General features: G+C 69.1%; 24 protein-coding genes. 18 read left to right on the top strand and 6 right to left on the bottom strand.

Features of this window, described 5'->3' with window-relative positions; all coding sequences use genetic code 11:
• The first annotated feature begins 83 nt into the window (after positions 1-83).
• Both JWS14_RS23215 and JWS14_RS23210 read left to right on the top strand, forming a co-directional pair.
• Positions 84-332, top strand: a complete 249-nt coding sequence (locus JWS14_RS23215; RefSeq protein WP_072938116.1) for a hypothetical protein — start codon at positions 84-86, stop codon at positions 330-332.
• 50 nt (positions 333-382) lie between these two features.
• Complete coding sequence (locus JWS14_RS23210; protein ID WP_206014474.1) at positions 383-2,191, top strand: serine/threonine-protein kinase PknD; 1,809 nt, start codon at positions 383-385, stop codon at positions 2,189-2,191.
• Between the two features lie 4 nt (positions 2,192-2,195).
• On the opposite strand, the gene JWS14_RS23205 is transcribed toward JWS14_RS23210, so the two are convergent.
• Entirely contained in the window at positions 2,196-2,531 is a 336-nt protein-coding gene (locus JWS14_RS23205; protein WP_005253437.1) for a WhiB family transcriptional regulator, read from the bottom strand.
• Positions 2,516-3,520, bottom strand: a complete 1,005-nt coding sequence (locus JWS14_RS23200) for an ROK family glucokinase (RefSeq protein WP_072938118.1) — start codon at positions 3,518-3,520, stop codon at positions 2,516-2,518. Before JWS14_RS23200 ends, JWS14_RS23205 begins: the two co-directional genes overlap by 16 nt.
• Positions 3,521-3,784: 264 nt before the next feature.
• Here JWS14_RS23200 and JWS14_RS23195 point away from each other — a divergent pair, with 264 nt between their 5' ends.
• Together JWS14_RS23195 and JWS14_RS23190 are read left to right on the top strand one after the other, a co-directional pair.
• Positions 3,785-4,792, top strand: a complete 1,008-nt coding sequence (locus tag JWS14_RS23195; RefSeq protein WP_206014473.1) for an FUSC family protein — start codon at positions 3,785-3,787, stop codon at positions 4,790-4,792.
• A gap of 209 nt (positions 4,793-5,001) precedes the next feature.
• Positions 5,002-6,084, top strand: coding sequence for an ABC transporter ATP-binding protein (locus JWS14_RS23190; protein ID WP_206014472.1), 1,083 nt, complete (start codon positions 5,002-5,004; stop codon positions 6,082-6,084).
• A 2-nt stretch (positions 6,085-6,086) separates the two neighbouring features.
• On the opposite strand, the gene JWS14_RS23185 is transcribed toward JWS14_RS23190, so the two are convergent.
• Positions 6,087-7,103 carry a LacI family DNA-binding transcriptional regulator gene (locus JWS14_RS23185; RefSeq protein WP_206014471.1) on the bottom strand — a complete coding sequence of 339 codons (1,017 nt, stop codon included), beginning with the start codon at positions 7,101-7,103 and terminating at the stop codon, positions 6,087-6,089.
• 183 nt (positions 7,104-7,286) lie between these two features.
• Between JWS14_RS23185 and JWS14_RS23180 the strand changes: the two genes are divergently transcribed.
• The 9 genes from JWS14_RS23180 (at position 7,287) to JWS14_RS23140 (ending at position 16,761) form a co-directional block, all read left to right on the top strand.
• Positions 7,287-8,972, top strand: a complete 1,686-nt coding sequence (locus JWS14_RS23180; RefSeq protein ID WP_206014470.1) for a glycoside hydrolase family 13 protein — start codon at positions 7,287-7,289, stop codon at positions 8,970-8,972.
• The gene (locus JWS14_RS23175; protein ID WP_206014469.1) at positions 8,969-10,234 is read left to right on the top strand and encodes an ABC transporter substrate-binding protein; all 1,266 of its coding nucleotides are present in this window, start codon (positions 8,969-8,971) and stop codon (positions 10,232-10,234) included. Before JWS14_RS23180 ends, JWS14_RS23175 begins: the two co-directional genes overlap by 4 nt.
• A gap of 13 nt (positions 10,235-10,247) precedes the next feature.
• Positions 10,248-11,273 carry a carbohydrate ABC transporter permease gene (locus JWS14_RS23170; RefSeq protein ID WP_072938123.1) on the top strand — a complete coding sequence of 342 codons (1,026 nt, stop codon included), beginning with the start codon at positions 10,248-10,250 and terminating at the stop codon, positions 11,271-11,273.
• Between the two features lie 3 nt (positions 11,274-11,276).
• Complete coding sequence (locus JWS14_RS23165; protein ID WP_095862930.1) at positions 11,277-12,164, top strand: carbohydrate ABC transporter permease; 888 nt, start codon at positions 11,277-11,279, stop codon at positions 12,162-12,164.
• 90 nt (positions 12,165-12,254) lie between these two features.
• Entirely contained in the window at positions 12,255-13,460 is a 1,206-nt protein-coding gene (locus JWS14_RS23160) for a low temperature requirement protein A (RefSeq protein WP_206014468.1), read from the top strand.
• A gap of 124 nt (positions 13,461-13,584) precedes the next feature.
• Positions 13,585-14,835, top strand: coding sequence for a molybdopterin-dependent oxidoreductase (locus JWS14_RS23155; RefSeq protein WP_206014467.1), 1,251 nt, complete (start codon positions 13,585-13,587; stop codon positions 14,833-14,835).
• A 1-nt stretch (position 14,836) separates the two neighbouring features.
• Positions 14,837-15,349 carry a hypothetical protein gene (locus JWS14_RS23150; RefSeq protein ID WP_206014466.1) on the top strand — a complete coding sequence of 171 codons (513 nt, stop codon included), beginning with the start codon at positions 14,837-14,839 and terminating at the stop codon, positions 15,347-15,349.
• Between the two features lie 11 nt (positions 15,350-15,360).
• On the top strand, positions 15,361-16,005 hold the full coding sequence (locus tag JWS14_RS23145) for a methyltransferase domain-containing protein (protein WP_241031447.1): 645 nt from the start codon (positions 15,361-15,363) through the stop codon (positions 16,003-16,005).
• Between the two features lie 87 nt (positions 16,006-16,092).
• On the top strand, positions 16,093-16,761 hold the full coding sequence (locus tag JWS14_RS23140; protein ID WP_206014464.1) for a hypothetical protein: 669 nt from the start codon (positions 16,093-16,095) through the stop codon (positions 16,759-16,761).
• Between the two features lie 38 nt (positions 16,762-16,799).
• On the opposite strand, the gene JWS14_RS23135 is transcribed toward JWS14_RS23140, so the two are convergent.
• Positions 16,800-18,212 carry a hypothetical protein gene (locus JWS14_RS23135; RefSeq protein WP_206014463.1) on the bottom strand — a complete coding sequence of 471 codons (1,413 nt, stop codon included), beginning with the start codon at positions 18,210-18,212 and terminating at the stop codon, positions 16,800-16,802.
• A 20-nt stretch (positions 18,213-18,232) separates the two neighbouring features.
• Here JWS14_RS23135 and JWS14_RS23130 point away from each other — a divergent pair, with 20 nt between their 5' ends.
• Genes JWS14_RS23130 through JWS14_RS23110 form a run of 5 tightly spaced genes read left to right on the top strand, consistent with a single transcriptional unit; the run spans position 18,233 to position 22,645 of the window.
• Positions 18,233-19,039 carry an S-methyl-5'-thioadenosine phosphorylase gene (locus JWS14_RS23130; protein WP_206014462.1) on the top strand — a complete coding sequence of 269 codons (807 nt, stop codon included), beginning with the start codon at positions 18,233-18,235 and terminating at the stop codon, positions 19,037-19,039.
• Positions 19,036-20,103: an NAD-dependent epimerase/dehydratase family protein gene (locus tag JWS14_RS23125; RefSeq protein ID WP_206014461.1), complete on the top strand. Its 1,068-nt coding sequence runs from the start codon at positions 19,036-19,038 to the stop codon at positions 20,101-20,103. The genes JWS14_RS23130 and JWS14_RS23125 overlap by 4 nt, the downstream gene beginning before the upstream one ends.
• Positions 20,096-20,758, top strand: a complete 663-nt coding sequence (locus tag JWS14_RS23120; RefSeq protein WP_420855121.1) for a glycosyltransferase family 2 protein — start codon at positions 20,096-20,098, stop codon at positions 20,756-20,758. The genes JWS14_RS23125 and JWS14_RS23120 overlap by 8 nt, the downstream gene beginning before the upstream one ends.
• Entirely contained in the window at positions 20,755-21,429 is a 675-nt protein-coding gene (locus JWS14_RS23115) for a TIGR04282 family arsenosugar biosynthesis glycosyltransferase (RefSeq protein ID WP_072938138.1), read from the top strand. Before JWS14_RS23120 ends, JWS14_RS23115 begins: the two co-directional genes overlap by 4 nt.
• 46 nt (positions 21,430-21,475) lie before the next feature.
• Complete coding sequence (locus tag JWS14_RS23110; protein ID WP_206014460.1) at positions 21,476-22,645, top strand: alpha/beta fold hydrolase; 1,170 nt, start codon at positions 21,476-21,478, stop codon at positions 22,643-22,645.
• Here the strand turns inward: JWS14_RS23110 and JWS14_RS23105 are convergent.
• Complete coding sequence (locus tag JWS14_RS23105; RefSeq protein ID WP_241031446.1) at positions 22,614-23,540, bottom strand: phosphatase PAP2 family protein; 927 nt, start codon at positions 23,538-23,540, stop codon at positions 22,614-22,616. The two genes, JWS14_RS23110 and JWS14_RS23105, sit on opposite strands and share 32 nt — an antisense overlap.
• Positions 23,541-23,546: 6 nt before the next feature.
• Positions 23,547-24,332, bottom strand: coding sequence for a crotonase/enoyl-CoA hydratase family protein (locus tag JWS14_RS23100; protein WP_206014458.1), 786 nt, complete (start codon positions 24,330-24,332; stop codon positions 23,547-23,549).
• Positions 24,333-24,388: the final 56 nt, after the last annotated feature.

Raw genomic sequence — 24,388 nt, 5'->3', positions numbered from 1 at the left:
CACCACTTGCGGGTGAGGCGCGTCGCCGTTCCGTCGGTCACCCTGAAATCTACGGCTGACCGAGTTCTGGAACGACGATGCGAATGAAGGAGCCCGCCGTGGTGCGTCCTGAATCGAACTGGCCCGGCAAGGTCAGGTACGCCTTCCTGATCAGCGGCGCCCTGTCCGATCGGGTGCTGGCGGCCTTCCCCGAGTTGGACGTCTCGGACGTCACGACCGGTGACACGACGCTCTACGGTCCGGTCGACGGCCCGACGGATCTCCGGGGCATGCTGGCCCGCTTCGACGCGCTGGGACTGACCGTCATCGAGATGCGCAGGCTACCGGACTGACCGGGCGTCGGGGTTCAATGGGGAAGGGTCCCGGGAGGCGGTGAAGCCGAGTGAGCGGCGAGTTCGAACCGGGCACGGTGTTTGCCGGCTACGTGATCGAACGGGTTCTGGGACGAGGCGGGATGGGCACCGTCTACCTCGCCCAGCATCCCAACCTGCCGCGCAAGGTCGCTCTCAAACTGCTCGACACGTCGTGGACGAGCGACGACTACGTCCGGTCGCGTTTCGAGTCGGAAGCGGACCACGCCGCCCATCTCGACCATCCCAACATCGTCACCGTCCACGACCGCGGCCGCGAGGGCGGCCGGTTGTGGATCGCGATGCAGTACGTTCCCGGCGTCGACGCCCGGAGAGCGCTCAATTCCGGGGCACTGGACGTGGAGCGCGCCGTGCACATCATCAGCGAGACCGGGAAGGCGCTCGATCACGCGCACGGGGCGGGGATCCTGCATCGCGACGTGAAGCCGGCGAACATCCTGCTCGCGCCGGGCGACCCCGAACGTGTGCTGCTCACCGATTTCGGCACCGCAAAGGCCCTGGACGAGACGCATCAGCTGACCCGCACCGGGATGCTGGTGGCGACGCTGCACTACGCGGCGCCCGAGCAGATCGAGGGCCGGAAACTCGACCACCGTGTCGACATCTATGCGTTGGGCTGCACCTTCTTCCATCTGCTCACCAACGAACCGCCGTTTCCGGGGACCACCGCGTCCTCGGTGATGCACGGTCATCTGAATGGGCCGATTCCCAAGCCGAGCGTGGTGCGACCGGGGCTGCCCGCCGGTGTCGACGCCGTCGTCGCGCGCGCCATGGCCAAGGAGCGCGAGGAGCGCTACTCGACATGTCGTGAGTTCAGCGACGCCGTCCACGCGATCGAGTGGGACGCGCCCGGCAGCGTCACCCGTCCTGCCGCCCTCGCCGACTCCGCCGCGACCACCCGGACGAGCCGTCCCGCCGTGACCCGGCCCGACGCCGAGCCGGGTGCGGAGCCGACGACACCGACAACGGTCGCGGGCCGGTGGCGGCGCACACGCTGGCTGCTCGCCGCCCTTCTGGCGGTTGTCCTCGTCGCCGCCGCTGTCGCCTATGTCGTCTGGCCGGGCGAGGAGTCGGCCGACAGGCAGGTGGTGCTCCCGCTGACCGGCTTGCAGGGCCCGGCCGGGCTCGCGGTCTCGGGCAGCGGGAACCTGTACATCGCGGACAGCGCGGCCAAGCAGGTTCTGGAGGTGCGCGCCGGATCCTACGAGCAGGCGGTTCTTCCCTTCACCGGACTCGACGTTCCGCAAGGAGTTGCGGTCAGCACGTCCGGCGACGTGTACGTCTCCGATCTCGTGACCAACACCGTGACGATGCTGCACGGCAGCACCCAGGTACCGATGCCGATCGGCGGGTTGAATCAGCCGTTCGGAATCGCGCTCGGGCCGGATGGAACGCTGTACGTCGCGGACACGCTGAACAACCGGGTGATGGCCCTGCGCGACGTCACCGCCGCTCCCGTCGAGGTACCCCTGACGGTGATCGGGCCGTTCGCCGTCGCCGTCGGTGAGCAGGGCGATCTGTACGTCGGCACGCCCAACAAGGTGCTCGCGTGGAACGCCGCCACCCGCGCCCAGAGCTTCCTGCCGTTCACCGACCTCCAGAGCGTCGGTGGTGTCGTGGTCGACGACGAAGGAACCGTGTACGCGATCGACCAGAACCACAATCGGATTCTGCGGCTGCCCGCCGGTTCGGACGAGCAGGAGGTCCTCCCGTTCACGGGCCTGGACCAGCCGGAAGGGATCGCCGTGTCGAGCCGGGGCGATGTGTACGTCGCGGACACCGACAACAGCCGGGTGGTCATGCTGCCCGCGGGCAGTTGACCGGTCAGGCCTGGCGTGCCAAGTCGAACCCGAACGATTCCGCGACCGCCTCGTCCACCCGCCCGTGGTGATTGGCGAGCAGTTCTTCGCGTTCGTTCGCGGAGAGACCGCCCCAGATGCCGTACGGTTCACCGACACTGAGCGCGTGCTCCCGGCACTGCACCAGCACGGGGCAGCCGCGGCAGATCATCTTGGCGCGGAAGTCCCGCATCTCGCGCGCCCGGCCACGTTCGCGGTCGGGGTGGAAGAAGGTGGACGATTCGTAGCCGCGGCACGCGGCGTCCCTCTGCCAGTCCCACACCTCGGCGACCGGAATGGGAAGACTCAACCGATTGGACATTGCACTCCTCCAGATACTCGTGAGCCGTTGTGTGCGAGCCCGAGAACTCGTTCCCGGGCCAGATCGGCGGCGCCGACGATGCCGACGTTCGCGCCGAGTTCCGCCAGTCGCACCTCGGCGACCGGTCGATGTGCGCGTCCCGTGAGACGGTTCTCGAAAGCGGCGGCGGCGGGACCGCGCAGCAGTTCACCGGCCTCGCAGACTCCCCCGCCGATGATGAACAGGTCGGGGTCGAAGAACGCGGCGATGTCCGCCATGCCGTGTCCCAGCCAGGAACCGATCACCCGGAAACATTCGAGCGCGGCGGGGTCGCCGTCCTGTGCGGCGGCGGTGACGTGCAGGCCGGTGATGGCGTCGGCCCTGCCGCCTGCGCGGGCGAGGAGGTCGGCGGCGAAACCGGGCGACACGTTCGCGAGGTCCTGCGCTTCCCGGACGAGTGCCCGCCCGCTGGCGTAACGCTCCCAGCAGCCGTGGTTGCCGCAGCCGCACCGGCGGCCGTGCGGTTCGACGTTGAGGTGCCCGAACTCCGCGGCCACCCCGAACTTGCCGCGGTGGAGGACGCCGTCGACGACGATGCCGCCGCCGATCCCGGTTCCCACGGTGAGCACGACGACGGTCTGTCCCGTCCGCCCGGCCCCGAAGCGCGCTTCGCCCCAGGCGGCGGCGTTGGCGTCGTTCTCCACCACCGTCGGCAATCCGCACGCCGCTTCGACCACCGCACCGAGCGGTTCGTTGCGCCAGGCGAGGTTCGGGGCGAACAGCACGGTGCTGAGGTCGGCGGCGACGAAGCCTGCCGCGCCGATGCCGACGGCCTGGACCGGGTGGGTATCGGCCAGATCCCGGACGAGTTCGGCGATGACGTTCTCGACACCGCGCGCATCGTGGGACGGGGTGTCACGACGCACCATCCGGTGGATGACTCCGTCGGTGTCGACCACGCCGGCAGCGATCTTCGTGCCACCCACGTCGATGCCAATTGTCAGAGCCATGTCTCGTGTCCTCTTCAAATCTACGAGTGAGCGGTGTCACGCTGACACTAGAGGACCTTTGGCTCGTTATCAATACGTACTTTGGTTTTTCTGAGAACAAAGTGCTGGGTATGTCAGCACCGACCGGCCGCTTCGCGATCTCATCCCCGAGGAGTGATCCGCGTCCGCACAGGTAGGAGGAATCTGAGATCGCGATCGCCGAATCGCACGAAGGAGGATTCGATGAGCTCCCCTGGGTCGATCGAGTCGGCAGGCCCGTAGCTCGTGCCCGGCGCCCACGAGCAGCCGGAACCGGGTGAGACCGGCACCCGGCGTATGGACTGGCAATGGCGGGCCGCGGCGCTCGGCGCCGTCGACGCCGCGCCGGCCGCCGCGGTCACCGCCGCCGTCGCCGTCCCGTCGGGTGTCGCGCTGGCGGTGGGGGTGCTGCCCGCGGCGATCATGGGACTGCCGCCGACCCGACGGGCGCGGGCTACACTGATTCTCATCGGGATCCTGACCGGGCTGCCGATGGTGCTGGGCTCACTCGTCGCCCGCACACCCCTGCTGGCGATCGTGGTCGTGTTCGCCCTCGCAGTCGGTGCGGCGGCGCTCGCGCGGACCACCGTCGCGAAGCGGCGAAACCTCGGCAGGGTCTTGTCGACGCTGTCGGTGCCGCTGGTCGGAGTCGGGCTCAGCTACGACGACCCGGCGACAGCAGTCGGGCTCGCGGTGCTCATGATCGGCGGTTCGGTGTTCGCGTATGCCGTTTCGCTGCCGCTCCCCGAACATGCTGCCGACGCGCCCGTTCGGCCCGGGACCGCGATCACCCTCGGGTACGGCGTCCGACTCGGCGCCGCAGGCGCGACCGCCGCCGCGATCGGGTTCGCCCTCGGCCTCGACCACGTCGGCTGGGCCTGCGCAGCAGCACTTCTCGTGATGCGTCCCGACACCGACGAACAGGTGACGCGCATGGCGGGACGGATCGCGTCGATGCTCATCGGGGGAACGGCGGCCGTGCTCGTCGTCGGTGCGACTCCCGCCGACTGGGTCTACAGCGCTGCCGTCGTCGCGGTCGTCGCGACTGCCGCGGCAACCCACCGCAGTCGCTGGTACGTGACCTCCACGTTCACCACGTTCCTCGTGTTCGTCCTGCTGCTGTATTCCGATCCCGAACAGGCCGGATACCCCTTCACCGAACGGCTTTCCGAAACCGTGCTCGGCGTCGCCATCGCGTTCCTCTTCGGCATCGCCGTCCCCGCCCTGGGGCGTCGGACGCAGTTGCCGCACTGACGGGGCGGAATGTTCGACGGACGAGCGGGACGCTCGTTCGATCTGACGCAACGAGCGTCCCGTTCGTCCGGAGTGGGCGTGGACGCCGGACGCCCGAGTGGACAAGCCCTGTGATCTGCGCCATAGTTTTCTCCCGTCGGCACAAGCCGACGCGCCCCTGACACTCGGATCGTCCGGCACGTTCCTGCCGGTGGAGGGATTCATTTCTCATGGCAACAATCACGTATGACCGCGCTACCAGGCTCTTTCCCGGGTCCGACGTCCCCGCCGTCGACCAACTCGACCTGCACATCGAGGACGGCGAGTTCCTCGTCCTCGTCGGCCCGTCCGGCTGCGGAAAATCCACGTCGCTGCGGATGCTCGCCGGACTGGAGGACGTCGACGGCGGCCAGATCCTGATCGGCGGCCGCGACGTCACGCACGCCGAACCCAAGGATCGCGACATCGCGATGGTCTTCCAGAACTACGCGCTCTACCCGCACATGACCGTCGCCGAGAACATGGGCTTCGCCCTCAAACTCGCAGGCACCGACAAGTCCGAGATCCGCACCCGCGTCGCGGAGGCCGCCGACATGCTCGACCTCGGCGCCTACCTCGACCGCAAACCCAAGGCACTCTCCGGCGGCCAGCGGCAGCGAGTTGCCATGGGCCGCGCCATCGTCCGGCAACCGCAGGTGTTCCTGATGGACGAGCCGCTGTCGAACCTCGACGCGAAGCTGCGCGTGCAGACCCGTACCCAGATCGCCCAGCTCCAGCGCCGCCTCGGCACCACCACCGTTTACGTCACCCACGACCAGGTCGAGGCCATGACGATGGGCGACCGTGTCGCCGTCCTCAAGGGCGGCGTGCTGCAGCAGTGCGCCTCCCCGCGCGAGCTCTACCGCCGGCCCGCGAACGTGTTCGTCGCCGGGTTCATGGGCTCACCGTCGATGAATCTGTTCACCGTGCCCGTCACCGACGGCGGCGTGCTGGTCGGCGACCAGCTGGTGCCCGTCCCCCGCGACGCCCTGACCGCGGCGGGCGGGCGTGAGGTGATCTTCGGGATCCGTCCCGAGCACGTCGAGATCGCCGATTCCGGCGGACTGAAACTCGAGATCGACGTCGTCGAGGAGCTCGGCTCCGAGGCATTCGTGTTCGGCCGCACCACCGTCCACGGGCGAACCGAGAACCTGGTCGCGCGCGTCGACTGGCGCAACCCACCCGAGAAGGGCCAGGTCGTGCACGTCCGCGTCGACGAGGCACACGCGCACCTCTTCGCCACCGACGCGGCGGGCGAGCGCCTGGTGCGCTGACCTCAGAGTTCCGCGGGACGGGCGGTCGAGCCCCTGACCACCAGGTGGGTCGGGAGCACGACCGCCCGTTCCGCCGGTTCCCGCCCGCTCAGCAGGTCCACGACCACCCGGCCCGCCGCCGCTCCCTGCTCTCCCACCGGTTGCCGGACCGTGGTCAGGTCGGCCAGCTCCGCCGTCGGGTGATCGTCGATGCCGATCACCGACATCCCGGCCGGGACGGGTACCCCCGCTCGCCGCAGCGTGCGTAGCGCTCCGACTGCGACCTCGTCGGAATGACAGAACACCGCGGTGGGCACGTCGGCCCGGCTGAGCAGCAGTTCCATGCCGCGCTCGCCGCCCTCGACGCCCCAGGGCACGGTCGCGATGCAGTCGTCGTCGAGTCCGGCGTCGGCGAGTGCACCGTGGAAACCCGCGACCCGGGCGATGTCGCCCGCCCAGGACCGCCCTTCCGGGTCGACGGTGCGGATCATGCCGATCCGCGTGTGCCCGATCCTGATCAGATGGCCGACGGCCTGGCGCGCGGCCAGTTCGTCGTCGATCCGGACGGACGGGAAGTCACCGGCGTGCGCGCCGATGACCACCACGGTCACGTCCATCTCCTCGAGCCGTGCCCGCTCCGGCCCGGTCAGCGGAAACGCCACGGCGATGACCGCATCGACCTTGCGGCGCAACGGAAGTCGCTCGAAGAACGATTCACGCTGGGACGACTCCTCGAGGCAGTACAGCATCACGTCCAGGTCGGCGGCACGGAGTTCGTGTTCGATGCCGGCGAGGACCCGTGAGTAGAACCAGGCGTCGATCCACGGCACGACGACGGCCACCCGGCCCGTCGCGCCGCCCGACAGCTTCGACGCCTCGGGCGAGATGACGTACGCCAACTCGTCGGCGACCCGCTGAATCCGCAGTCGCGTCGCGTCGGACACCCCCTTCTCGCCGCGCAGCGCACGGGAGACGGTGGCGATCGAGACGCCGGTGCGGCGCGCGACGTCGGCCATGTTCACGGACTGCTTGGGGATCACGTTCCCACAGTAAGCGAGCAACGCAAATATTTGCGCAAGTTCCTCACGGAACGCAAGCCGCTGTAGTGCGGAAAAGAAATCACCCTGTTCGAGTTGACAGCAACCTGTGATGTGCCTCACGCTCATTACGCAAACGTTTACGCATCACATTCGCCCATCCCATCCCCGCACCGAGGAGATTCGATGACCCAGTCCGTGGAGTCGACCGCAACCACCGTCGCGAGCCGGCACCCCGAAGCCTGGTGGAAGACGGCCGTCGTCTACCAGGTCTACATCCGCAGCTTCGCCGACGGGAACGGCGACGGCATCGGCGACCTCACCGGGTTGCGGTCCAAGCTGCCCTACCTCGCCGACCTCGGCGTCGACGCCGTGTGGATCAACCCCTGGTACCCGTCGCCGATGGCGGATGCCGGCTACGACGTCGCCGACTTCCGCGACATCGAGCCGTCGTACGGCACGCTCGCGGAGGGTGAGGCGTTCATCGCCGAGGCCCACGAGCTGGGGATCCGCGTGATCCTCGACATCGTGCCCAACCACACCTCCAGCGAGCACCGCTGGTTCGGGGCCGCGCTCCGCGACGAGCCCGGAGCACGCGAGCGCTACATCTTCCGGCCCGGCCGCGGCCCGGCGGGCGACGAGCCGCCCAACGACTGGCAGAGCGCATTCGGCGGTCCCGCGTGGAGCCGTCTCGACACCGGCGAGTGGTACCTGCACCTGTTCGCTCCCGCACAGCCCGACCTCAACTGGGAGCACCCCGAGGTCCGTGCGGAGTTCGAGGACATCCTGCGCTTCTGGTTCGACAAGGGCGTCGACGGCTTCCGGATCGACGTCGCCCACGGCCTGGCCAAGGATCCCGCACTGCCCGATGCCGGTGAGCGCCTTCCCGGTTCGCAGCACACCGACCCCCACCCCGCGTGGGACCAGGATGCCGTCCACGAGGTGTACCGGGGCTGGCGGACCGTCGCCAACGCCTACAACGACCGCGTCTTCGTCGCTGAGGCCTGGGTTCCCGGCAACGACCGGCTGGCCCGGTACCTGCGCCCCGACGAACTCCACACCGCGTTCCAGTTCGACTTCCTGCGCGCCCCGTGGCGCTCGGACAGCATTCGCGCCGTGATCGACGACGCGCTCGAGCAGGCTGCCACCGTCGGCGCACCCGCCACCTGGGTGCTCTCCAACCACGACGTGCCCCGCACCGTCACCCGCTACTCCCGCTCGCAGCCCGACCACCTCGTCGAAACCGATTGGGAGCGCGCCCGCTGGGCGCTCGAGGAGCCGAACCACGACCTGGGCAGGCGCCGTGCCCGCGCCGCCGCGCTGCTGCAGCTGGCATTGCCCGGCACCGCGTACATCTACCAGGGCGAGGAACTCGGACTGGAAGAGGTCGAGGACCTTCCCGACGACGTCCGTCAGGATCCGACGTGGTTCCAGACCGGCTTCACCGACTGCGGCCGCGACGGCTGCCGGGTGCCGATCCCGTGGTCGAACGACGCAGTGCCGTACGGCTTCTCCCCGTTCGACGCGGAAGAGGACACCTGGCTTCCGCAGCCCGGGCACTGGGCCCCGCACACCGCGGAAGCGCAGGCGGGCCACCCCGAGTCGTTCCTCACGCTGTACCGCCGGGCGCTGGAACTGCGGCCCGAGTTCTTCGACACCCCGCATCCCCTCGAGTGGCTCGACACTCCCCCGGGCGTTCTCGCGTTCGCCCGCGGCGCAGTGCAGTGCTGGGTGAACACCGGCACCGAACCGGCCGCACTTCCCGAAGGCTCGACCGTGGTGCTCGGTTCAATCGCCGGCATCACCGGCGGACTGCTCCCGTCCGACGCCGCGGTGTGGCTGTCGGAACCGGGCTCGGGTGAATCACGATGAAGCGCGTCGCCGCCGCCGCGGTGGCCGTCGGGGTCCTGTTCGCGGCGACGTCCTGCGCCGATCAGGGCATCGACGCCGCCGCGCAGGCGGAAAAGCAGAACCTGGACGGCCGCGGACCCATCACCTACGTGCAGGGTAAGGACAACTCCAACGTCGTCCGGCCGTTGATCGACGAGTGGAACGCCACCCATCCCGGTGAGGAGGTGACGTTCAAGGAGCAGTCCGACCAGGCCGACCAGCAGCACGAGGACCTGGTGCAGCATTTCCAGTCCCGCGATCCCGGCTACGACGTCGCCGTCGTCGACGTCGTGTGGACCGCCGAATTCGCGGCCCGCGGATGGCTGCAACCGCTCGAGGGCCCGATGGCGATCGACACGTCCGGCCTGCTCCCCGCCACCGTCGCGGGGGCCACATACGGGGGCGTCCTGTACGCGGCGCCGCAGACCAGCGACGGCGCCCTGCTCTACTACCGCACCGACCTGCTCGATCACCCGCCCGCCACCTGGGACGAGCTGATCGGCACGTGCGGGACGGCGCAGCAGGCCGGAATCGGCTGCTACGCCGGCCAGTACGCCAAGTACGAGGGCCTGACCGTCAACGCGTCCGAGGCCATCAACACGGCGGGCGGGTCGATCCTCGGACCGGACGGCGTGACCCCGACGATGACCACCCCGGAAGCCAAGGCGGGCCTGCAGTCCCTGGTCGACGCGTACCGTTCGGGTGCGATTCCCCGCGAGTCCGTCACGTTCCAGGAAGAGCAGGCCCGGCAGGCGTTCCAGAGCGGCGACCTGCTGTTCATGCGCAACTGGCCGTACGCGTACAGCCTGATGAACGGTCAGGGCAGTTCCGCGGTGTCCGGCAAGTTCGCGGTGGCGCCGCTGCCGGGGAAGAACGGGCCCGGTCACTCGACACTCGGCGGGCACAGCGCCGCGATCAACGTGTACTCGGAGCACAAGGCCACCGCGTCCGACTTCCTGAAGTTCTTCCTGGAGAAGAAGTCGCAGGCGTTCTTCCTCTCGCAGGGGTCGCTCGCGCCCGTCCGCGCCGACGTCTACGACGACCCGGAACTGATCGAGCAGTACCCGTACATCCCCACGCTGAAGACGTCGATCGAGAACGCCGTGACCCGGCCGGTGACCCCGTTCTATCCCGCGGTCACCCGGGCCGTGCAGAACAACGCGTACGCCGCGATCAAGGGCGAGAAGACGGTGGACCAGGCCGCCGCCGACATCCAGTCCGCGATCGCCGCGGCCGGGTCCTAGAGGAGACAAGCCGATGACCGTTCACGAACTCTCGGAACCGACGACCGAGGTCGTCCCGCAACCGGATTCGTCCGAAACGCCGCCACGGCCCCGGAAGGGACGCAGCAGGGCAGCAATGCTCCTGGTTCTGCCGACCATGATCCTGCTCGGCATCGTCGTCCTGTACCCGGTGATCAGTGCGATGGTGATGTCGCTGTTCAAGGACCCGACCATCGACCCCGCCACCGGCAAATTCGTCGACCAGGGCTTCGCGGGACTGTCGAACTACACGCACTGGCTGTTCCAGCGGTGCACCGACACGACCGGAGCGTCGGTGTCCTGCCCCGGCGGCACACTGGGATCACTGTTCTGGCAGTCGATGTGGGTCACCGTGTTCTTCACCGTGGTCACCGTCACCATCGAGGTCGCGCTGGGACTCTGGTTCGCCACCATCATGAACCGGGCGTTCCGCGGCCGGGCACTGCTGCGGACCAGCATCCTCGTCGCGTGGGCCATCCCGACCGCCGTCACCGCGAAACTGTGGTACTTCGTCTTCGCCTACGACGGCATCGCCAACAAACTGCTCGGCACGGACATTCTGTGGACGGGTGACACGTGGCCCGCCCGGTTCGCCGTCGTGATCGCCGACGCCTGGAAGACCACTCCGTTCGTGGCGTTGCTGATCCTCGCCGGACTGCAGATGGTGCCCGCCGAGGTGTACGAGGCGGCGCGGATGGACGGCGCCGGCGCGTGGCAGCGGTTCCGTTCGATCACGTTGCCCCTCATCAAGCCGGCCATTCTGGTGGCGGTCCTCTTCCGCGTCCTCGACGTCCTGCGGATCTACGACCTCCCGGCGATCCTCACCGGCGGTGGCGGCGGCGACGGCACCGCCACCACCACACTGTCGATCCTCGTGATCGACCAGATGCGCCAGGGATTCAACAGCGCGTCCGCCCTCTCCACGATCACGTTCCTGTTCATCTTCGCCGTCGCCTACGTCCTCGTGAAGGTGATGGGCGTCAACGTGATCGACACCCAAGAGCAGCAGCGAAAGGCCTGACCCATGTCCACAGCAGTCGTCACGCCGGGAATTCCCCGGCCCACGGTGGCGCGCAGGCGCCGGGGACCGTCGCTCGCGTCGATCCGCACTTACGCGGGCCTCGCGGTGATCGTCGTCTGGGGTCTGGCCCCCGTCTACTGGATGGTGGTCACCGCCTTCCGGGACTCCGACTACACGTTCGACACCACCCCGTGGCCCACCCACGTCACGTTGGACAACTTCGCGAACGTGTTCTCCACGGACGCCGGTAACCACTTCGCCCGGGCGCTCGTCAACAGCACGATCATCGGCGCCGTCACCACCGCGATCGGACTGATCGTGGGGGTCGGCACCGCGTACGCACTGGCGCGGTTGCAGTTCCGGGGCAAACACGCGGTCCTCGGGATCATCCTGGCCGCGTCGATGTTCCCGGGTGTCGCCGTCCTGACACCGCTGTTCCAGCTGTTCACGTCGATGGGCTGGTTCGGCACGTATCAGGCGCTGATCATCCCGAACATCTCGTTCGTGCTGCCCCTCACCATCTACACCCTCACCGCATTCTTCAAGGAACTGCCGTGGGAACTCGAGGAGGCGGCCCGGATCGACGGGGCCAGCAGGCGGCAGGCGTTCCGAATGGTGCTGCTGCCCTTGGCCGCACCGGGACTGTTCACCACCGCGATCCTCGCCTTCATCGCGTCGTGGAACGAATACCTGATCTCGAGCCAGCTGTCCAACGACATCACCCAGCCGGCCACCGTCGCCATCGCACAATTCGCGGGAAGCAAACCGCACGAGGAGCCGTTCACGTCGGTGATGGCCGCGGGAACGGTCGTGACCATCCCGCTCGTCATCATCGTGCTGCTCCTGCAGCGCCGCATCGTGTCGGGCCTCACCGCGGGCGGCGTCAAGTAGAGCACCCGTGAGTACTTGTTAACCGCCCGACGTTAACAAGTACTCACGGGGGGTTTTGCCGGGCCGCCCTCCGGTGGCAGCATTCTTCCCGTGACCTTTGCCCATCGTCTGCGTCCCCGTCTCGTCGAAGAGCGAGCGTCGGTGTCGCCGCTCGAGCTGTTCTTCGACCTCGTCTTCGTCTTCGCGCTCACCCGTGTCACCGACCTGATGGCCGAGGACCCCACCGGCGTCAATCTGCTGCGCGGCGCCCTCGTGATGGCCGTGCTGTGGTGGAGCTGGGTGGGGTACGCGTGGCTCTGCAACCTCGTGCGCGCCGACGAGGGCATCGTCCGGGTCGTGATGTTCGGTGCGATGGGCGCCATGTTCGTCACCGCGTTGACGATCCCCGAGGCCTTCGACGACCTCGCGGGCGGACTCGACGGACCCGTCATCTTCGCCCTCGGCTACTTCGTCGTCCGGCTCCTGCACCTGGTGATGTTCTGGGTGGTCAGCCGCGAGGACCCGCAACTCCGCGGCCAGGTGCTCCGCTTCGCGCCCAGCATGCTGACCGGCACCGTGTTCCTGCTCGTCGCGTCGCAGCTCACCGGTACCGCGCAGACCGTCATGTGGATCCTGGCCCTCGCCGGCGACTACCTCGGGACACTGGTCGGCGGGACCGACTGGCGGTTGCGGTCGGTCAGCCACTTCGCGGAGCGGCACGGGCTCATCATCATCGTCGCGCTGGGCGAGTCGATCGTGTCGATCGGCATCGGCGTCGCGAGCCTGCCGATCTCGTGGGCGATCATCGTCGCGTCCCTGCTGGGGCTCGCGGTGTCGGGACTGCTGTGGTGGTCGTACTTCGACGTCACGTCCCTGGCGGTGGAGCACGCGTTCGAGGAGGCGACCGGTGCGCGTCAGATCAAGATCGCCCGCAACTGCTACAGCTTCATCCACCTGCCGATGGTGATCGGGATCGTGATGCTGTCGCTGGGTCTGAAGAAGATCCTGTCGTACGTCGGCGACGGCAACCATCACCGGCTGGTGGATCCGCTGTACGGCTGGCCGCTGGTGGCACTGTTCGGTGGCGCGGCTCTGTACCTCCTCGCGCTGGTCGCCTTCAAGGCGTACGCGACGAGGTCGGTAACCGTGCCGCGCGTCGTGACGGCGGTCGTGCTGATCGCGCTGCTCCCCGTCGTCTGGCACGTCCCCGCCCTCGCCACCCTCGGCGTGCTGACCGCAGTCCTGCTCGCGATGATCGGATACGAGATGGTTCGCTACGACCAGCCCCGGGACGAGATCAGGCACGGCCACCCGTGAGTACTTGTTAACGTCGGGCGGTTAACAAGTACTCACGGGCCCGAAGGGCATACCCGTCCTGCACGGCGGCGGTACCGAATCACCTCTGAGGCTCGAGACGATCGAGCCGGAGGGATTGATCACGATGACCGACCATTCACGCGGCCCACGGCTCCGCAGTCCACTGCGCGGACCATGGTTGACCTCGGTATTCGGCCTCGTACTGCTGATCGGGCTGCCCGTCGTCATCGTCACGGGGCTGCTCTCCTACATCGCGTACGGGCCCCAGTTCGGGCAGGCCCGCCCCGGCGACGTCGGCTGGCTGCACCTCCCGTACTTCGCGTGGCCCACCCGGCCGTCGTGGCTGTACCGGCTCACGCAGGGTCTGCACGTCGGGCTCGGACTGATCCTGGTGCCGATCGTGCTCGCCAAACTGTGGTCGGTGATCCCGAAACTCTTCGTGTTTCCGCCGGTGCGGTCGCCGGCGCAGGCCCTCGAACGGCTGTCGCTGATCGCCCTGGTCGGCGGTGCGCTGTTCGAGATCATCACCGGCGTCCTGAACATCCAGTACGACTACATCTTCGGTTTCGACTTCTACACGGCGCACTACTGGGGCGCGTGGGTCTTCATCGCCGGGTTCGTGACACACACGATCCTGAAGGTGCCGTTGATGGTGCGATCGCTGCGGTCCCGGTCGTTCCGGGAAGTGCTGCGTACGTCCCGCGCCGACACCCGGCCCGAACCGGCGGACGAGAACGGCCTCGTGGCCGAGGACCCCACCCCGGCCACGATCAGCAGGCGCGGCGCCCTCGCCCTCGTCGGTGGCGGCGCCGCGCTCGTCGCGGTGCTGTCGGTCGGGCAGACCACCGGCGGATTCCTGCGGGGCGCCGCGCTGCTGCTGCCGCGCGGTCGCTCGTACGGCGACGGCCCCAACGACTTTCAGATCAACCGGACGGCCGCGGCCGCGCAGATCACCCCGGAACAGACGGACGACACCTGGCGACTGACGGTTGAGGGTGGCGCGGAACCGGTACAGCTGAGCCGAAGTCAGCTGCGCGCGATGCCGTCGCACACCGCGTCCCTCCCGATCGCGTGCGTCGAGGGGTGGTCCACCGTCGAGACGTGGACGGGCGTGCGACTGCGTGACCTCGCGGACGTCGCGGGGGTGGCGGCGTTCGGCTCGGCGAAGGTGACGTCGCTGGAGCGGTCGGGGGCGTTCAATCAGGCGGTGCTCACGGCCGATCAGGTGCGCGACGCCGACGCCCTGCTCGCCCTCGAGGTGAACGGCGCGGAACTGTCCCTCGACCACGGCTATCCCGCCCGGATCATCGTTCCCGCCCTGCCCGGCGTCCACAACACCAAATGGGTGCAGTCCATCGAATTCCGGGAGGCGTGAGATGCGCCGATTCGCCCGCGTCTACGGAGCCGACCCGCTGCATCTGCTGGCCGTGCTGTTCACGTTCGCACTCGCCGGGTACGCGGTCTCGGTGGTGGGTCTGCCGAATCTGTGGAATCCGGACGTGTGGTGGAAGTCGATCGCCGTGTGGTTCCTCGGTGCGGTGATCGCCCACGACCTCATGCTGTTCCCGCTGTACGCACTCGCCGACCGGTCTTTGACGTCGGGGCTGGACGCGGTCCGGGGACGGAGACGCCCACGGTCCCGGACGGTTCCGGCGCTGAACTACATTCGCGTGCCGGCGCTCGCGTCCGGGCTGACGCTGCTGCTGTTCCTGCCGGGGATCATCGAGCAGGGCGCCGACGCATATCTTGCGGCGACGGGGTTGACGCAGGAACCGTATCTCGACCGCTGGCTGCTGCTCAGTGCCGCGTTCTTCGCGCTCTCCGCTCTCACCTACGCCACCCGACTCGCGCTGTCCCGCAACGACGACGGCGCGGTGAGCCGACCATGAGGAAGAGCGGGATGTCCACGGACCTCCTGCTGCGGCGGGCGTCGGCGGGGCTCCCGTGCTGGGTGCGTGATGCGCGGGGAACGCGGCGCGCCCTGCCGCTCGACCGGTGGATGGGCGGCGACTCGGCTTCGCTCGCCGATCGGATCGCCGACCGTGTGATGCTGGCGGGGTGTCACGGCGCCACCGTCGATCTCGGATGCGGTCCCGGCCGGCTCACCGCGGCGCTCGTGTCCGCCGGTGTCACAGCGCTGGGCGTCGATTCATCCGTCACGGCAGTGCAACTCACGATCCGCCGCGGCGGCGTCGCGTTGCATCGGGACATCTTCGCGCCGCTGCCGCGGTCGGGGAACTGGGACCGCGTGCTGCTCGCCGACGGCAACATCGGCATCGGCGGCGAACCCGTTCGCGTGCTCAGCCGCGCACGAGAGCTGTTGCAACCGAACGGAATTGTGATCGCCGAGGTGGATCCGCCGACCACGGCGGGGGTGCGCCGTGAACTCCTGCGCTGGGAGACGGAGCATCTCGCTGGAGACTGGTTCGCCTGGGCGAGCGTGGGTGTGGCCGCCGTGTCCGAGGTCGCGCGCGTGGCCGGGCTGCGGGTGATCAATGTTCTGCAGCATGCGAATCGGCACTTCGCGCGGATGGAATGGGCGTAAGAGCTCCCATCCGCCGGGGAAGTAGCGCCGAATACCTAGTGAACATCCACCCACCACCCCTTCCTCCGGAAAGGTTGTTTGATCATCATGTCGAACTATCGAAAAGCACTCGCAGCAGCGGCCATCGGCGCCCTGGCACTGACCCCGCTCGCGGCGTGCTCGAGCAATGATTCGAGTGCATCCTCGAATATGAGCGCAGCAGCATCCTCCCAGCCCGCACCCGTCGCCCAGGTCGACAACCTGACCGGGGTGAGTACCGCCGTCGCTCTCGATCCCGGCTTCACCGGGGCGCTGACGACGCTCGGCCTCACACCCGGAGTGGTGGGCACGGCAACCCTCGCCGACGGATCGGTCAGCTTCCCGATCACCGGCGGCAACGTGAAGTACTGGGAGCCGGGCACGGTCGACCCCTACGTGCAGGGCGAGATCATGCACGACGGCAGCGGATTGTCGCTGGCGGCGCCCGGAACCGTCGTCGAACTCACCGATTTCGCGATCGATCCGGGCACGTCGCTCCTCACCGGCGACGTGAGCGTCAACGGTTCACCCGCGGCAACCGACGCGGTGCTGTTCGATCTCAACGGCCGCACGCTGAAGCCTCTGCAGACCGGACCGAACGACACGGCGATCCTGCAGGGCACCGAGGTCAAGATCTCGGCGGACGCCGCCGGTCTGCTGAACCAGACGTTCAAGACCGACGCCGTCACGCCGGGGCTGCTGGTCGGGATCGCCACCATCACGATCGCGACCAAGTGACCGTAGGCCGTCGAACGGCTACCCGGATGCGCCGGCCGTCACCAGTTCGTGAACAGCAGATGGTTGACGGCCAGCGCACCGGCGGCCTGCACCGCGAGCCAGAACCGATGGCTTCCGCGCGGCAGGAGTGCGGGGGCGGCGAGGAGCCACCATTCGAACGGCAACCAGATCCGCTCGGTCTCCGCCTTGCTCAGCGCGCTCAGGTCGGCGATCACCACCGCGAGGAGCGCGGCGGCCGCCAGAACGGGAACCGGCGACAGCGCCCGCACCCGCGACCAGGCGAACGTCCGGGGCAGTGCGGCGGGCACCGCCAACCCGACCGCGCAGATCAGCGACGCGAAGTTGGCCCAGCCCCAGTAGGCGAAGGGGCGGTCCGACGCGATGCCCTGGTAGTACCGTTCCTGCACCAACTGGTAGCCGTCGAACCACCAGAATCCGCACAGCGTGAACACGGCGGCCACCGCGAGCGCGCCGACCAGTGCGCCGGCCAGCGGCCGGGCCGTGCGCGCGATCACCAGGACGGCGACCGCGGGAATCGCCATCAGGGTGAGCCCGTAGCTGAGGTAGACGCCGAATCCGAGCAGCACCCCTGCGGCCACGGCGACGAGCGCGGGGACCGGAACGGCGCGGGTCGCCGACAGCGCCAGCAGGGCGATCCCCCACGCCACCACGCCGGCGAACAGCGCGTCCGCCGACACCGCCACCCAGATCGCGGCGGGTGCGAGCACGAGGAACGGGGCCGCGCGCCGGGCCGTCGCCTCGTCACCGAGCGCCCGGACGGCGACGATCACGGCGGCGCCGGCACTCGACCCGACCGTGACGCACAGCGTGGACGCCCACGCGCCGCCGTCGAGTCCGACCCGGTCGAGCCAGATGAAGGTCAAGAGCGCACCGGGCGGGTGCCCCGACACGTGGGTGGTCCACGAATCGGGCTGCAGGTCCAGGATCCGGTCGGCGAAGCCCCGCAGCGTCGCCGGGATGTCCGTGACACCGGGGACCTCGTGCAGGTACTCGTCGGTGGAGGTCAGGCGGTCGACGAACCCGCGCCGCCAGCCGTCGACCAGTGCGAGCGCCATCGCCCACAGGGCGGACCCGAGCCACACCCCGACCGTGAGGCGCCGCCACGACAGCGTCTGCGCCAGCCCGGGACCCCACACCACGACCGCCGCCGCGAAGACGACGGCGACCGGGCTGCCCCACCCGAAATGCACGTCGCGGAACCCGAACAGCGGCGCGGCGTCCGCGAAATCCCGCACACTCTCTGCCGTCCGGTTGACGATGGGGGTGATCGTCTCGTTCCCCAGATACGGGACGACGAACGCAACCACCACGAGGACCAGGGCGAGCCCGGCGCCGGCGAAGTCGCGGTAGAGGAAATTCCGTTCGCCGGTGCGCTGTGGGGATCCGATGACGTCATCTCCTTCGACGAAAGTCGCACTCGCGCCCAGCATAACGACGGAGGATGGAGCGTATGACCGCAACGAGTTCACCCGACCCGGTCCGCGCGGACGTCGCCGTGATCGGGGGAAGCGGCTTCTACTCGTTCTTCGACGAGGGAGCCATGGAAGTCACGATCGACACTCCGTACGGCGGCCCCAGCGCCCCGATCACGGTCGGCGACGTGGACGGCAGGACGGTGGCGTTCCTCCCCCGCCACGGCGCCCGGCACGAATTCGCTCCCCACACCATCCCGTACCGCGCGAACCTGTGGGCGCTGCGCACGCTGGGCGTGCAGCGGGTGTTCGCACCCTGCGCCGCCGGCAGCCTCACCCCGGACCTGGGACCGGGCACGATGGTCGTGCCGGACCAGTTGGTCGACCGCACCAGCGGCCGCGCGCAGACGTACTTCGACGGCGGCGGCGTGCACGTCCAGTTCGCCGACCCGTACTGCGCCGACCTGCGCAAGGCCGCCGCCCGGCCGGGCACCGTCGAGGGCGGTGTGCTGGTGGTGGTCGAGGGACCACGGTTCTCGACCCGGGCCGAGAGCCTGTGGTTCGCCCGGCAGGGCTGGACCCTCGTCAACATGACGGGCCATCCCGAGGCGGTGCTCGCCCGGGAGCTCGAGATGTGCTACGCCACCATCGCTTTGGTCACCGATCTCGATGCGGGAATCGAGACCGGCGACGGGGTGCGGGCCGTGGACGTGTTCGCCGAGTTCCAGCGCAACCTCGGTTCACTGAAGACGTTGGTCCGGTCCGCGATCGCCGCCGCCCCCGACGGACCCTGCGACGCCTGCCGGGTCCACGAGGGTGTGACCCTGCCGATCGAGTTGCCATGACGGCAACACGCGTACTGCTCACGGGCGCAGCTGGATTCATCGGCGGCCACGTCCGCGCCGCACTGACCGAGGCCGGCCACGACGTCGTCGCCGTCGACGCACTGCTTCCGTCCGCGCACGGCACCGGCGCCGAACCCCCGGACGGTGTGCGGCGTGCCGACGTGCGCGACCTGCCAGCCCTGACCGAATTGCTGAGGGGTGTGGACGTGGTGTGTCATCAGGCTGCCGTCGTCGGCGCCGGCGTGGATGTGAGCGACGCCCCGGCCTATGCCAGTCACAACGATCTCGGCACGGCGACGCTGCTCGCCGCGATGCACGAGTCGGGTTGCCGGCGGCTGATACTCGCGTCGTCGATGGTCGTCTACGGGGCGGGCCGGTATCGCAACAGCCGGGGCGAGTTCGTGGAGCCGGCACCCCGGCGGGCCGAGGACCTCGAGGCGGGGATCTTCGACGAGACGGACCCCGGCACGGGTGAGCCCCTGGAGTGGGCGCTCGTGGAGGAGAATTCGCCGCTGCGGCCGCGGAGTCTCTACGCCGCGGCCAAGGTGGCCCAGGAGCACTACGCCCTCGCCTGGGCACTGGCCACCGGCGGTTCCGTGACGGCGCTGCGCTACCACAACGTGTACGGCGACCACATGCCGCGCAACACCCCGTACTCCGGGGTGGCCGCGATGTTCCGCTCCGCCCTCGAGAACGGCGACCCTCCGCGCGTGTTCGAGGACGGCAGGCAGACGCGGGATTTCGTGCACGTCCACGACGTCGCGGCGGCGAACGTGGCCGCGATCGAGGCGGCGTTGCCGGGTTTCTCGGCGTTCAATGTGTGTTCGGGACAACCGATCACGATCGGCGAGGTGGCCGCGACGCTCGCGCGTTCGTACGGAGGGTCCGAACCCGTCGTCACCGGCGAGTACCGTCCCGGCGACGTGCGGCACATCGTCGCCGACCCCCGGCTGGCCCGGGAGCGGCTGGGGTTCCGGGCGCAGATCCTGCCCGCCGAGGGGATCGCGGCGTTCGCGTATGCACCCCTGAGGGATGCCGCGCCGGCGGGACCTCCCCGTGTCTGAGCGCGCGCCGATCTCTCCGCGGGACGTCACCGTCGTGATCCCGTGCATGAACGAGGCCGGTTCCCTGCCCGGAGTACTGGCCGCGGTGCCGCCCGATTACCGGACGGTGGTGGTGGACAACAACTCCACCGACGACACCGCCGCGGTCGCGGTGGCACACGGAGCGTCGGTGGTGCGGGAGCCCGTCCCGGGATACGGTTCGGCCGTGCACGCCGGGGTGCTGGCGGCGCAGACCATGGCGGTCTGCGTGCTGGACGGCGACGGCTCGATGGATCCGGGTGAACTCCCCCGGCTGGTCGCCGCCCTGGACTCGGGCGCCGACCTCGCCGTGGGGCGGCGACGGGGAACGTGGCCGCTGCACAGCAGGATCGGCAACGCCGTCCTCGCCGCCCGGCTCCGGCGCCGGTACGGGCTGCCGATCCACGACCTCGGTGCGATGAGAGCCGTACGCAGGCAGGACCTTCTCGATCTGGGGGTCGACAACCGCAGGTCCGGCTACCCACTGCAGCTTCTCGTGCTCGCGGGCCGCGCCCACTGGCGGGTCGTGGAGCAGGACGTCACGTATCGCCCGCGCACCGCGGGCACGTCGAAGGTGTCGGGTTCGCTGAAGGGCACCGTCGTCGCCGTCCACGACTTCTGGAAGGTGATCGGGTGACCCTCGACGTCGCCGTCCTCGTCGTCGCGAAGGCTCCAGTGCCCGGCTTCGCGAAAACCCGGCTGGCGCGGGACGTCGGCGACACAAGGGCCGCCGGCCTCGCCGCCGCCTCGCTGCTGGACACGCTCGACGCCGTCGCCGGGGCCGGGGTGGCGCAGCGGGTGGTGGCGATGACCGGCGACCTCGCCCGCGCGGTCCGGGGCAGCGACATCGCCGCGACGCTGAGCAGTTTCACCGTGGTGCCGCAGCGGGGTGAGAGTTTCGCGGAGCGGTTGGTGAACGCCCACGCCGACACGTTCGGCCATTTCGGTCTGCCGATTCTCCAGATCGGAATGGACACACCACAAGTGACGGCGGGACTGCTCGCCGACTCGGCGGACCTCCTCACCGAGCGGCGGGGCCGATGCGCCCTCGGGCTCGCGGAGGACGGCGGGTGGTGGATTCTCGGTGTGCCCGATGCGGTTTCGGCGCGGGCGATACTCTCCGTTCCCACGTCGAGTCCGGACACCGGGCGCCTCACCCGGGCGGCACTGCTCGCGGCCGGCGCCGAGGTGCTGTCGCTGCCGACGCTCCGCGACGTCGACTACGCGTCCGACGTCGCCCCGGTCGCCGCGCTCTGCCCGGATTCCAGCCGCTTCCGCCGTGAGTACTTGTCAACGTCGGGCGGTTAACAAGTACTCACGGGCGGCGGAGCCGCCACGCGTACCCTCGGAGTAGATGCCGGAGAGAGTGACACGCCATCCGTCCACCGTGGCCGACTGGAGCAACGACCGCCGCAAGGCGCGACTGCACGCGACACGGCTCGGTCACCGGTGGCAGAAATTCGGTCGCACCAGGCGCTTCCTCGCCGCCGTCGCGCTCGGCACCGTTCCCCTGCTCCTCGCCGGCGGCCAGTACTGGGTCCACGACGTCCAGCCCGAACGCCAGCGGCTCGCACTGACCCAGCCGCAGATCCACGAGGTGTACGACGCGCAGTCGCCCACCGACCACGACACCGCCGTCGTCGACCTCGTCGGCCTCGGCAACAAGGACGCCACCGACACGGCCAGGACGCTGTCCTCGTACGGCGGCATCGGGCGGGTCTGGGCGGTCCAGTACGACAACGGCGGTATCGACACCAAGGTGATCAGCGAACTGATCGCCGCCCGCGCAGCCGACGAAGGGATCGACAACGTCGTCCTGTCCGGGCACAGCATGGGCGGCGTCGTCGCGCTGGAGGTGGCACAGCACATCTACGAGGACACCGACGCCAACCTCATCGGCGTGGTGCTCGACTGCACCCCGGTGGACCTGCACGCCGTCCGGGCCGGGAGCCGGGACAGCGGCGAGGACATGTTGCGGTGGATCGGCTGGCTGCCCGGCGCGCGGGAGAGCAGGACGATGCGCGTGCTGGTGGAGACCGCGGCCCGGCAGAGCAGATTCCTGGACACGAAGTCGGACTGGTATCCGCACGTCGACGTCGACGAATTCCGCGACGTCCTCGACGAGGTCCTCACCGAGAAGGTCCTGTCGGAGGACGTCGCGAGCAACGGGCTGATCGAATCGCAGTTCAAGACCATCGTCGCGTCCGGCGCCATCGACAACCTGAAGTCGCTGGCGGTGGAGTCGGACGACAAACCGCGACCGGGGATCGTCTTCATGCGTCCCCGCGCGGGCTGGAAGGATCCGGTGGTCGACGTCGACTACACGCAGAAGATCCTCGTCGAACAGTCCGGTGGGACCGACGGCGCACTGCTGGTGGCGAAACTCGACGGAACCGGCCACGCGAACCCGAACCAGCAACCGGTCGTGTACAACGAGGCGATCGTCAAGCGCATCCTGCCGTTCCTCCGCACCACGCTCGACGAGGTGTCGGTCACCAGCGACGCCTCGGGTGGCCGACGGTGAGATCTCGGCCAGGCAACGTCGTCGTGTGGGACTCCCACGCCCGCGCCAGGAGGATCGCCAGCCCCAGATACGCCCATCCCGCCAGCACGTCCACGACGTAGTGCTCGCCGCCGTAGACCAGGACGAACGCCATGGCGACCGGGTACGCCGCCAGCAGCACGCGCGACCACAGATTCTTCGCGAACGGCCACAACGCGACCGCCACCAGCAGCGCGAACGCGGCGTGCAGCGACGGCAGCGCGGCGACCGGATTGCTCTGCGCCTCCAGCCACCGCGTGCTGACATCCATGGGAACGACACCGAATCCGAAGCCCGCGACGCGACCCACGCTGCCGGAGATCACGTCCCCCTCGGCGGCCAGCCACGGCGGCACGGACGGAAGCAGAATGTACGTGACCAGCCCGAGATAGGACAACAGCAGCACCCGACGCATGTACCCCGACCACACGTCGCGCGAATACACGTAGAAGACGGCCGCGAGCACCCACGGCACGAGGAAGTGACTGGTGTAGACGATCCCCGTGAGCAGAGTCCACCACGGCAGCTCACCCGTCGGAGGCAGCAGAGTCTCCTGCAACCACACGGTGGGAATCGTGCCACCGAAGAGCCAGCTCTCCACGGTCACCAGTTCCTGCGCCCGCACGGGCATCCCGAGGTGGTGGGCGACACCCCGGCTGAGGTCGTAGACGACGAGGGCAGCGATGAGCGGCAACCAGTCCCACACGACCCGCACATGGTCCCGCCACGGCCGGTCGATCGTGAACGCGATCAGGCCCGCGACGATCCACGTCGCCTGGTAGATGCGGTCGGTGGGCAGCCCCAGCGTGAAGATCGTGACGGACAGCGCGAGCAGGTATGCGCTCCATGCCACCGCCCGTGAGTACTTGTTAACCACGGGCGGTTAAGAAGTACTCACGGGCGCAGCATCCCCGTGCCTGCCTGCCCCGGCGGCGAAGCGCGCGGCGCCCTCGATCATTCCGTTGGCCAGAGAGATTGCGCCGTGCCGGAATTCGTTCAGCAGGGCCTGATCCTCGGTGAGCCCCGACTGCTCCAGCAGCGACAACCGGTCCTGCCGCAGGCACATCTGGGGCAGGCCGGCGATCTCGGTGGCCAGTTGCCGGGCTGCGGTGAGGGCCTCCCCCGCCGCGACCTTCCGGTTGATCAGCCCGATACTCAGGGCTTCGTCGGCGTCGACCGGCCGCCCGGTGAGGACGAGGTCCATCGCGCGGCTCTCCCCGATGAGCCTCGGCAGGCGGACGGTTCCGCCGTCGATGAGCGGCACGCCCCAGCGTCGGCAGAACACTCCGAGGACGGCGTCCGCACCGGCGACCCGCAGGTCGGCCCACAACGCGAGTTCGAGCCCGCCCGCCACCGCGTGCCCGTCGATCGCGGCGATCACCGGTTTCGACAACCGCATCCGGGAGATACCCATCGGCGCGTCGCCGTCGGGCGCCACCCGATTCCCGGTCCCGGAACTGATCGCCTTGAGATCCGCTCCCGCGCAAAATGTTCCGCCCTCGCCGTGCAGCACCGCGACGGACGCGGCCTCGTCCGCGTCGAAGGCGCGGAAGGCGTCGGCGAGCGCCTCGGCGGTGGGCCGGTCGACCGCGTTGCGGACTTCGGGCCGATTCAGGCTGATCGTCGTGACCGGGCCGTCCTTGCGGACGAGTACCAAATCGGAAGTCATCGCATGCGCCTTTCCTCGCCTGTGTAGCCGACGCTAGCACCCTTGACGCAAGAACG

The sequence above is a fragment of the Rhodococcus koreensis genome (genome assembly GCF_017068375.1).
Classification (GTDB): domain Bacteria; phylum Actinomycetota; class Actinomycetes; order Mycobacteriales; family Mycobacteriaceae; genus Rhodococcus_F; species Rhodococcus_F koreensis.
Note: the sequence above shows the minus strand (reverse complement) of the source record. Positions and strands in the feature narration are given on the sequence as shown.

What these genes read in the sequence shown, in the direction of transcription:
- JWS14_RS23190 (WP_206014472.1), top strand. Translation starts at nt 5,002, where the DNA reads ATGGCAACAATCACGTATGACCGCGCTACCAGGCTCTTTCCCGGGTCC.
- JWS14_RS23205 (WP_005253437.1), bottom strand. Translation starts at nt 2,531, where the DNA reads ATGTCCAATCGGTTGAGTCTTCCCATTCCGGTCGCCGAGGTGTGGGAC.
- JWS14_RS23155 (WP_206014467.1), top strand. Translation starts at nt 13,585, where the DNA reads ATGACCGACCATTCACGCGGCCCACGGCTCCGCAGTCCACTGCGCGGA.
- JWS14_RS23165 (WP_095862930.1), top strand. Translation starts at nt 11,277, where the DNA reads ATGTCCACAGCAGTCGTCACGCCGGGAATTCCCCGGCCCACGGTGGCG.
- JWS14_RS23150 (WP_206014466.1), top strand. Translation starts at nt 14,837, where the DNA reads ATGCGCCGATTCGCCCGCGTCTACGGAGCCGACCCGCTGCATCTGCTG.
- JWS14_RS23125 (WP_206014461.1), top strand. Translation starts at nt 19,036, where the DNA reads ATGACGGCAACACGCGTACTGCTCACGGGCGCAGCTGGATTCATCGGC.
- JWS14_RS23175 (WP_206014469.1), top strand. Translation starts at nt 8,969, where the DNA reads ATGAAGCGCGTCGCCGCCGCCGCGGTGGCCGTCGGGGTCCTGTTCGCG.
- JWS14_RS23140 (WP_206014464.1), top strand. Translation starts at nt 16,093, where the DNA reads ATGTCGAACTATCGAAAAGCACTCGCAGCAGCGGCCATCGGCGCCCTG.
- JWS14_RS23145 (WP_241031447.1), top strand. Translation starts at nt 15,361, where the DNA reads ATGTCCACGGACCTCCTGCTGCGGCGGGCGTCGGCGGGGCTCCCGTGC.
- JWS14_RS23170 (WP_072938123.1), top strand. Translation starts at nt 10,248, where the DNA reads ATGACCGTTCACGAACTCTCGGAACCGACGACCGAGGTCGTCCCGCAA.
- JWS14_RS23215 (WP_072938116.1), top strand. Translation starts at nt 84, where the DNA reads ATGAAGGAGCCCGCCGTGGTGCGTCCTGAATCGAACTGGCCCGGCAAG.
- JWS14_RS23135 (WP_206014463.1), bottom strand. Translation starts at nt 18,212, where the DNA reads ATGCTGGGCGCGAGTGCGACTTTCGTCGAAGGAGATGACGTCATCGGA.
- JWS14_RS23130 (WP_206014462.1), top strand. Translation starts at nt 18,233, where the DNA reads ATGACCGCAACGAGTTCACCCGACCCGGTCCGCGCGGACGTCGCCGTG.
- JWS14_RS23110 (WP_206014460.1), top strand. Translation starts at nt 21,476, where the DNA reads ATGCCGGAGAGAGTGACACGCCATCCGTCCACCGTGGCCGACTGGAGC.
- JWS14_RS23100 (WP_206014458.1), bottom strand. Translation starts at nt 24,332, where the DNA reads ATGACTTCCGATTTGGTACTCGTCCGCAAGGACGGCCCGGTCACGACG.
- JWS14_RS23180 (WP_206014470.1), top strand. Translation starts at nt 7,287, where the DNA reads ATGACCCAGTCCGTGGAGTCGACCGCAACCACCGTCGCGAGCCGGCAC.
- JWS14_RS23200 (WP_072938118.1), bottom strand. Translation starts at nt 3,520, where the DNA reads ATGGCTCTGACAATTGGCATCGACGTGGGTGGCACGAAGATCGCTGCC.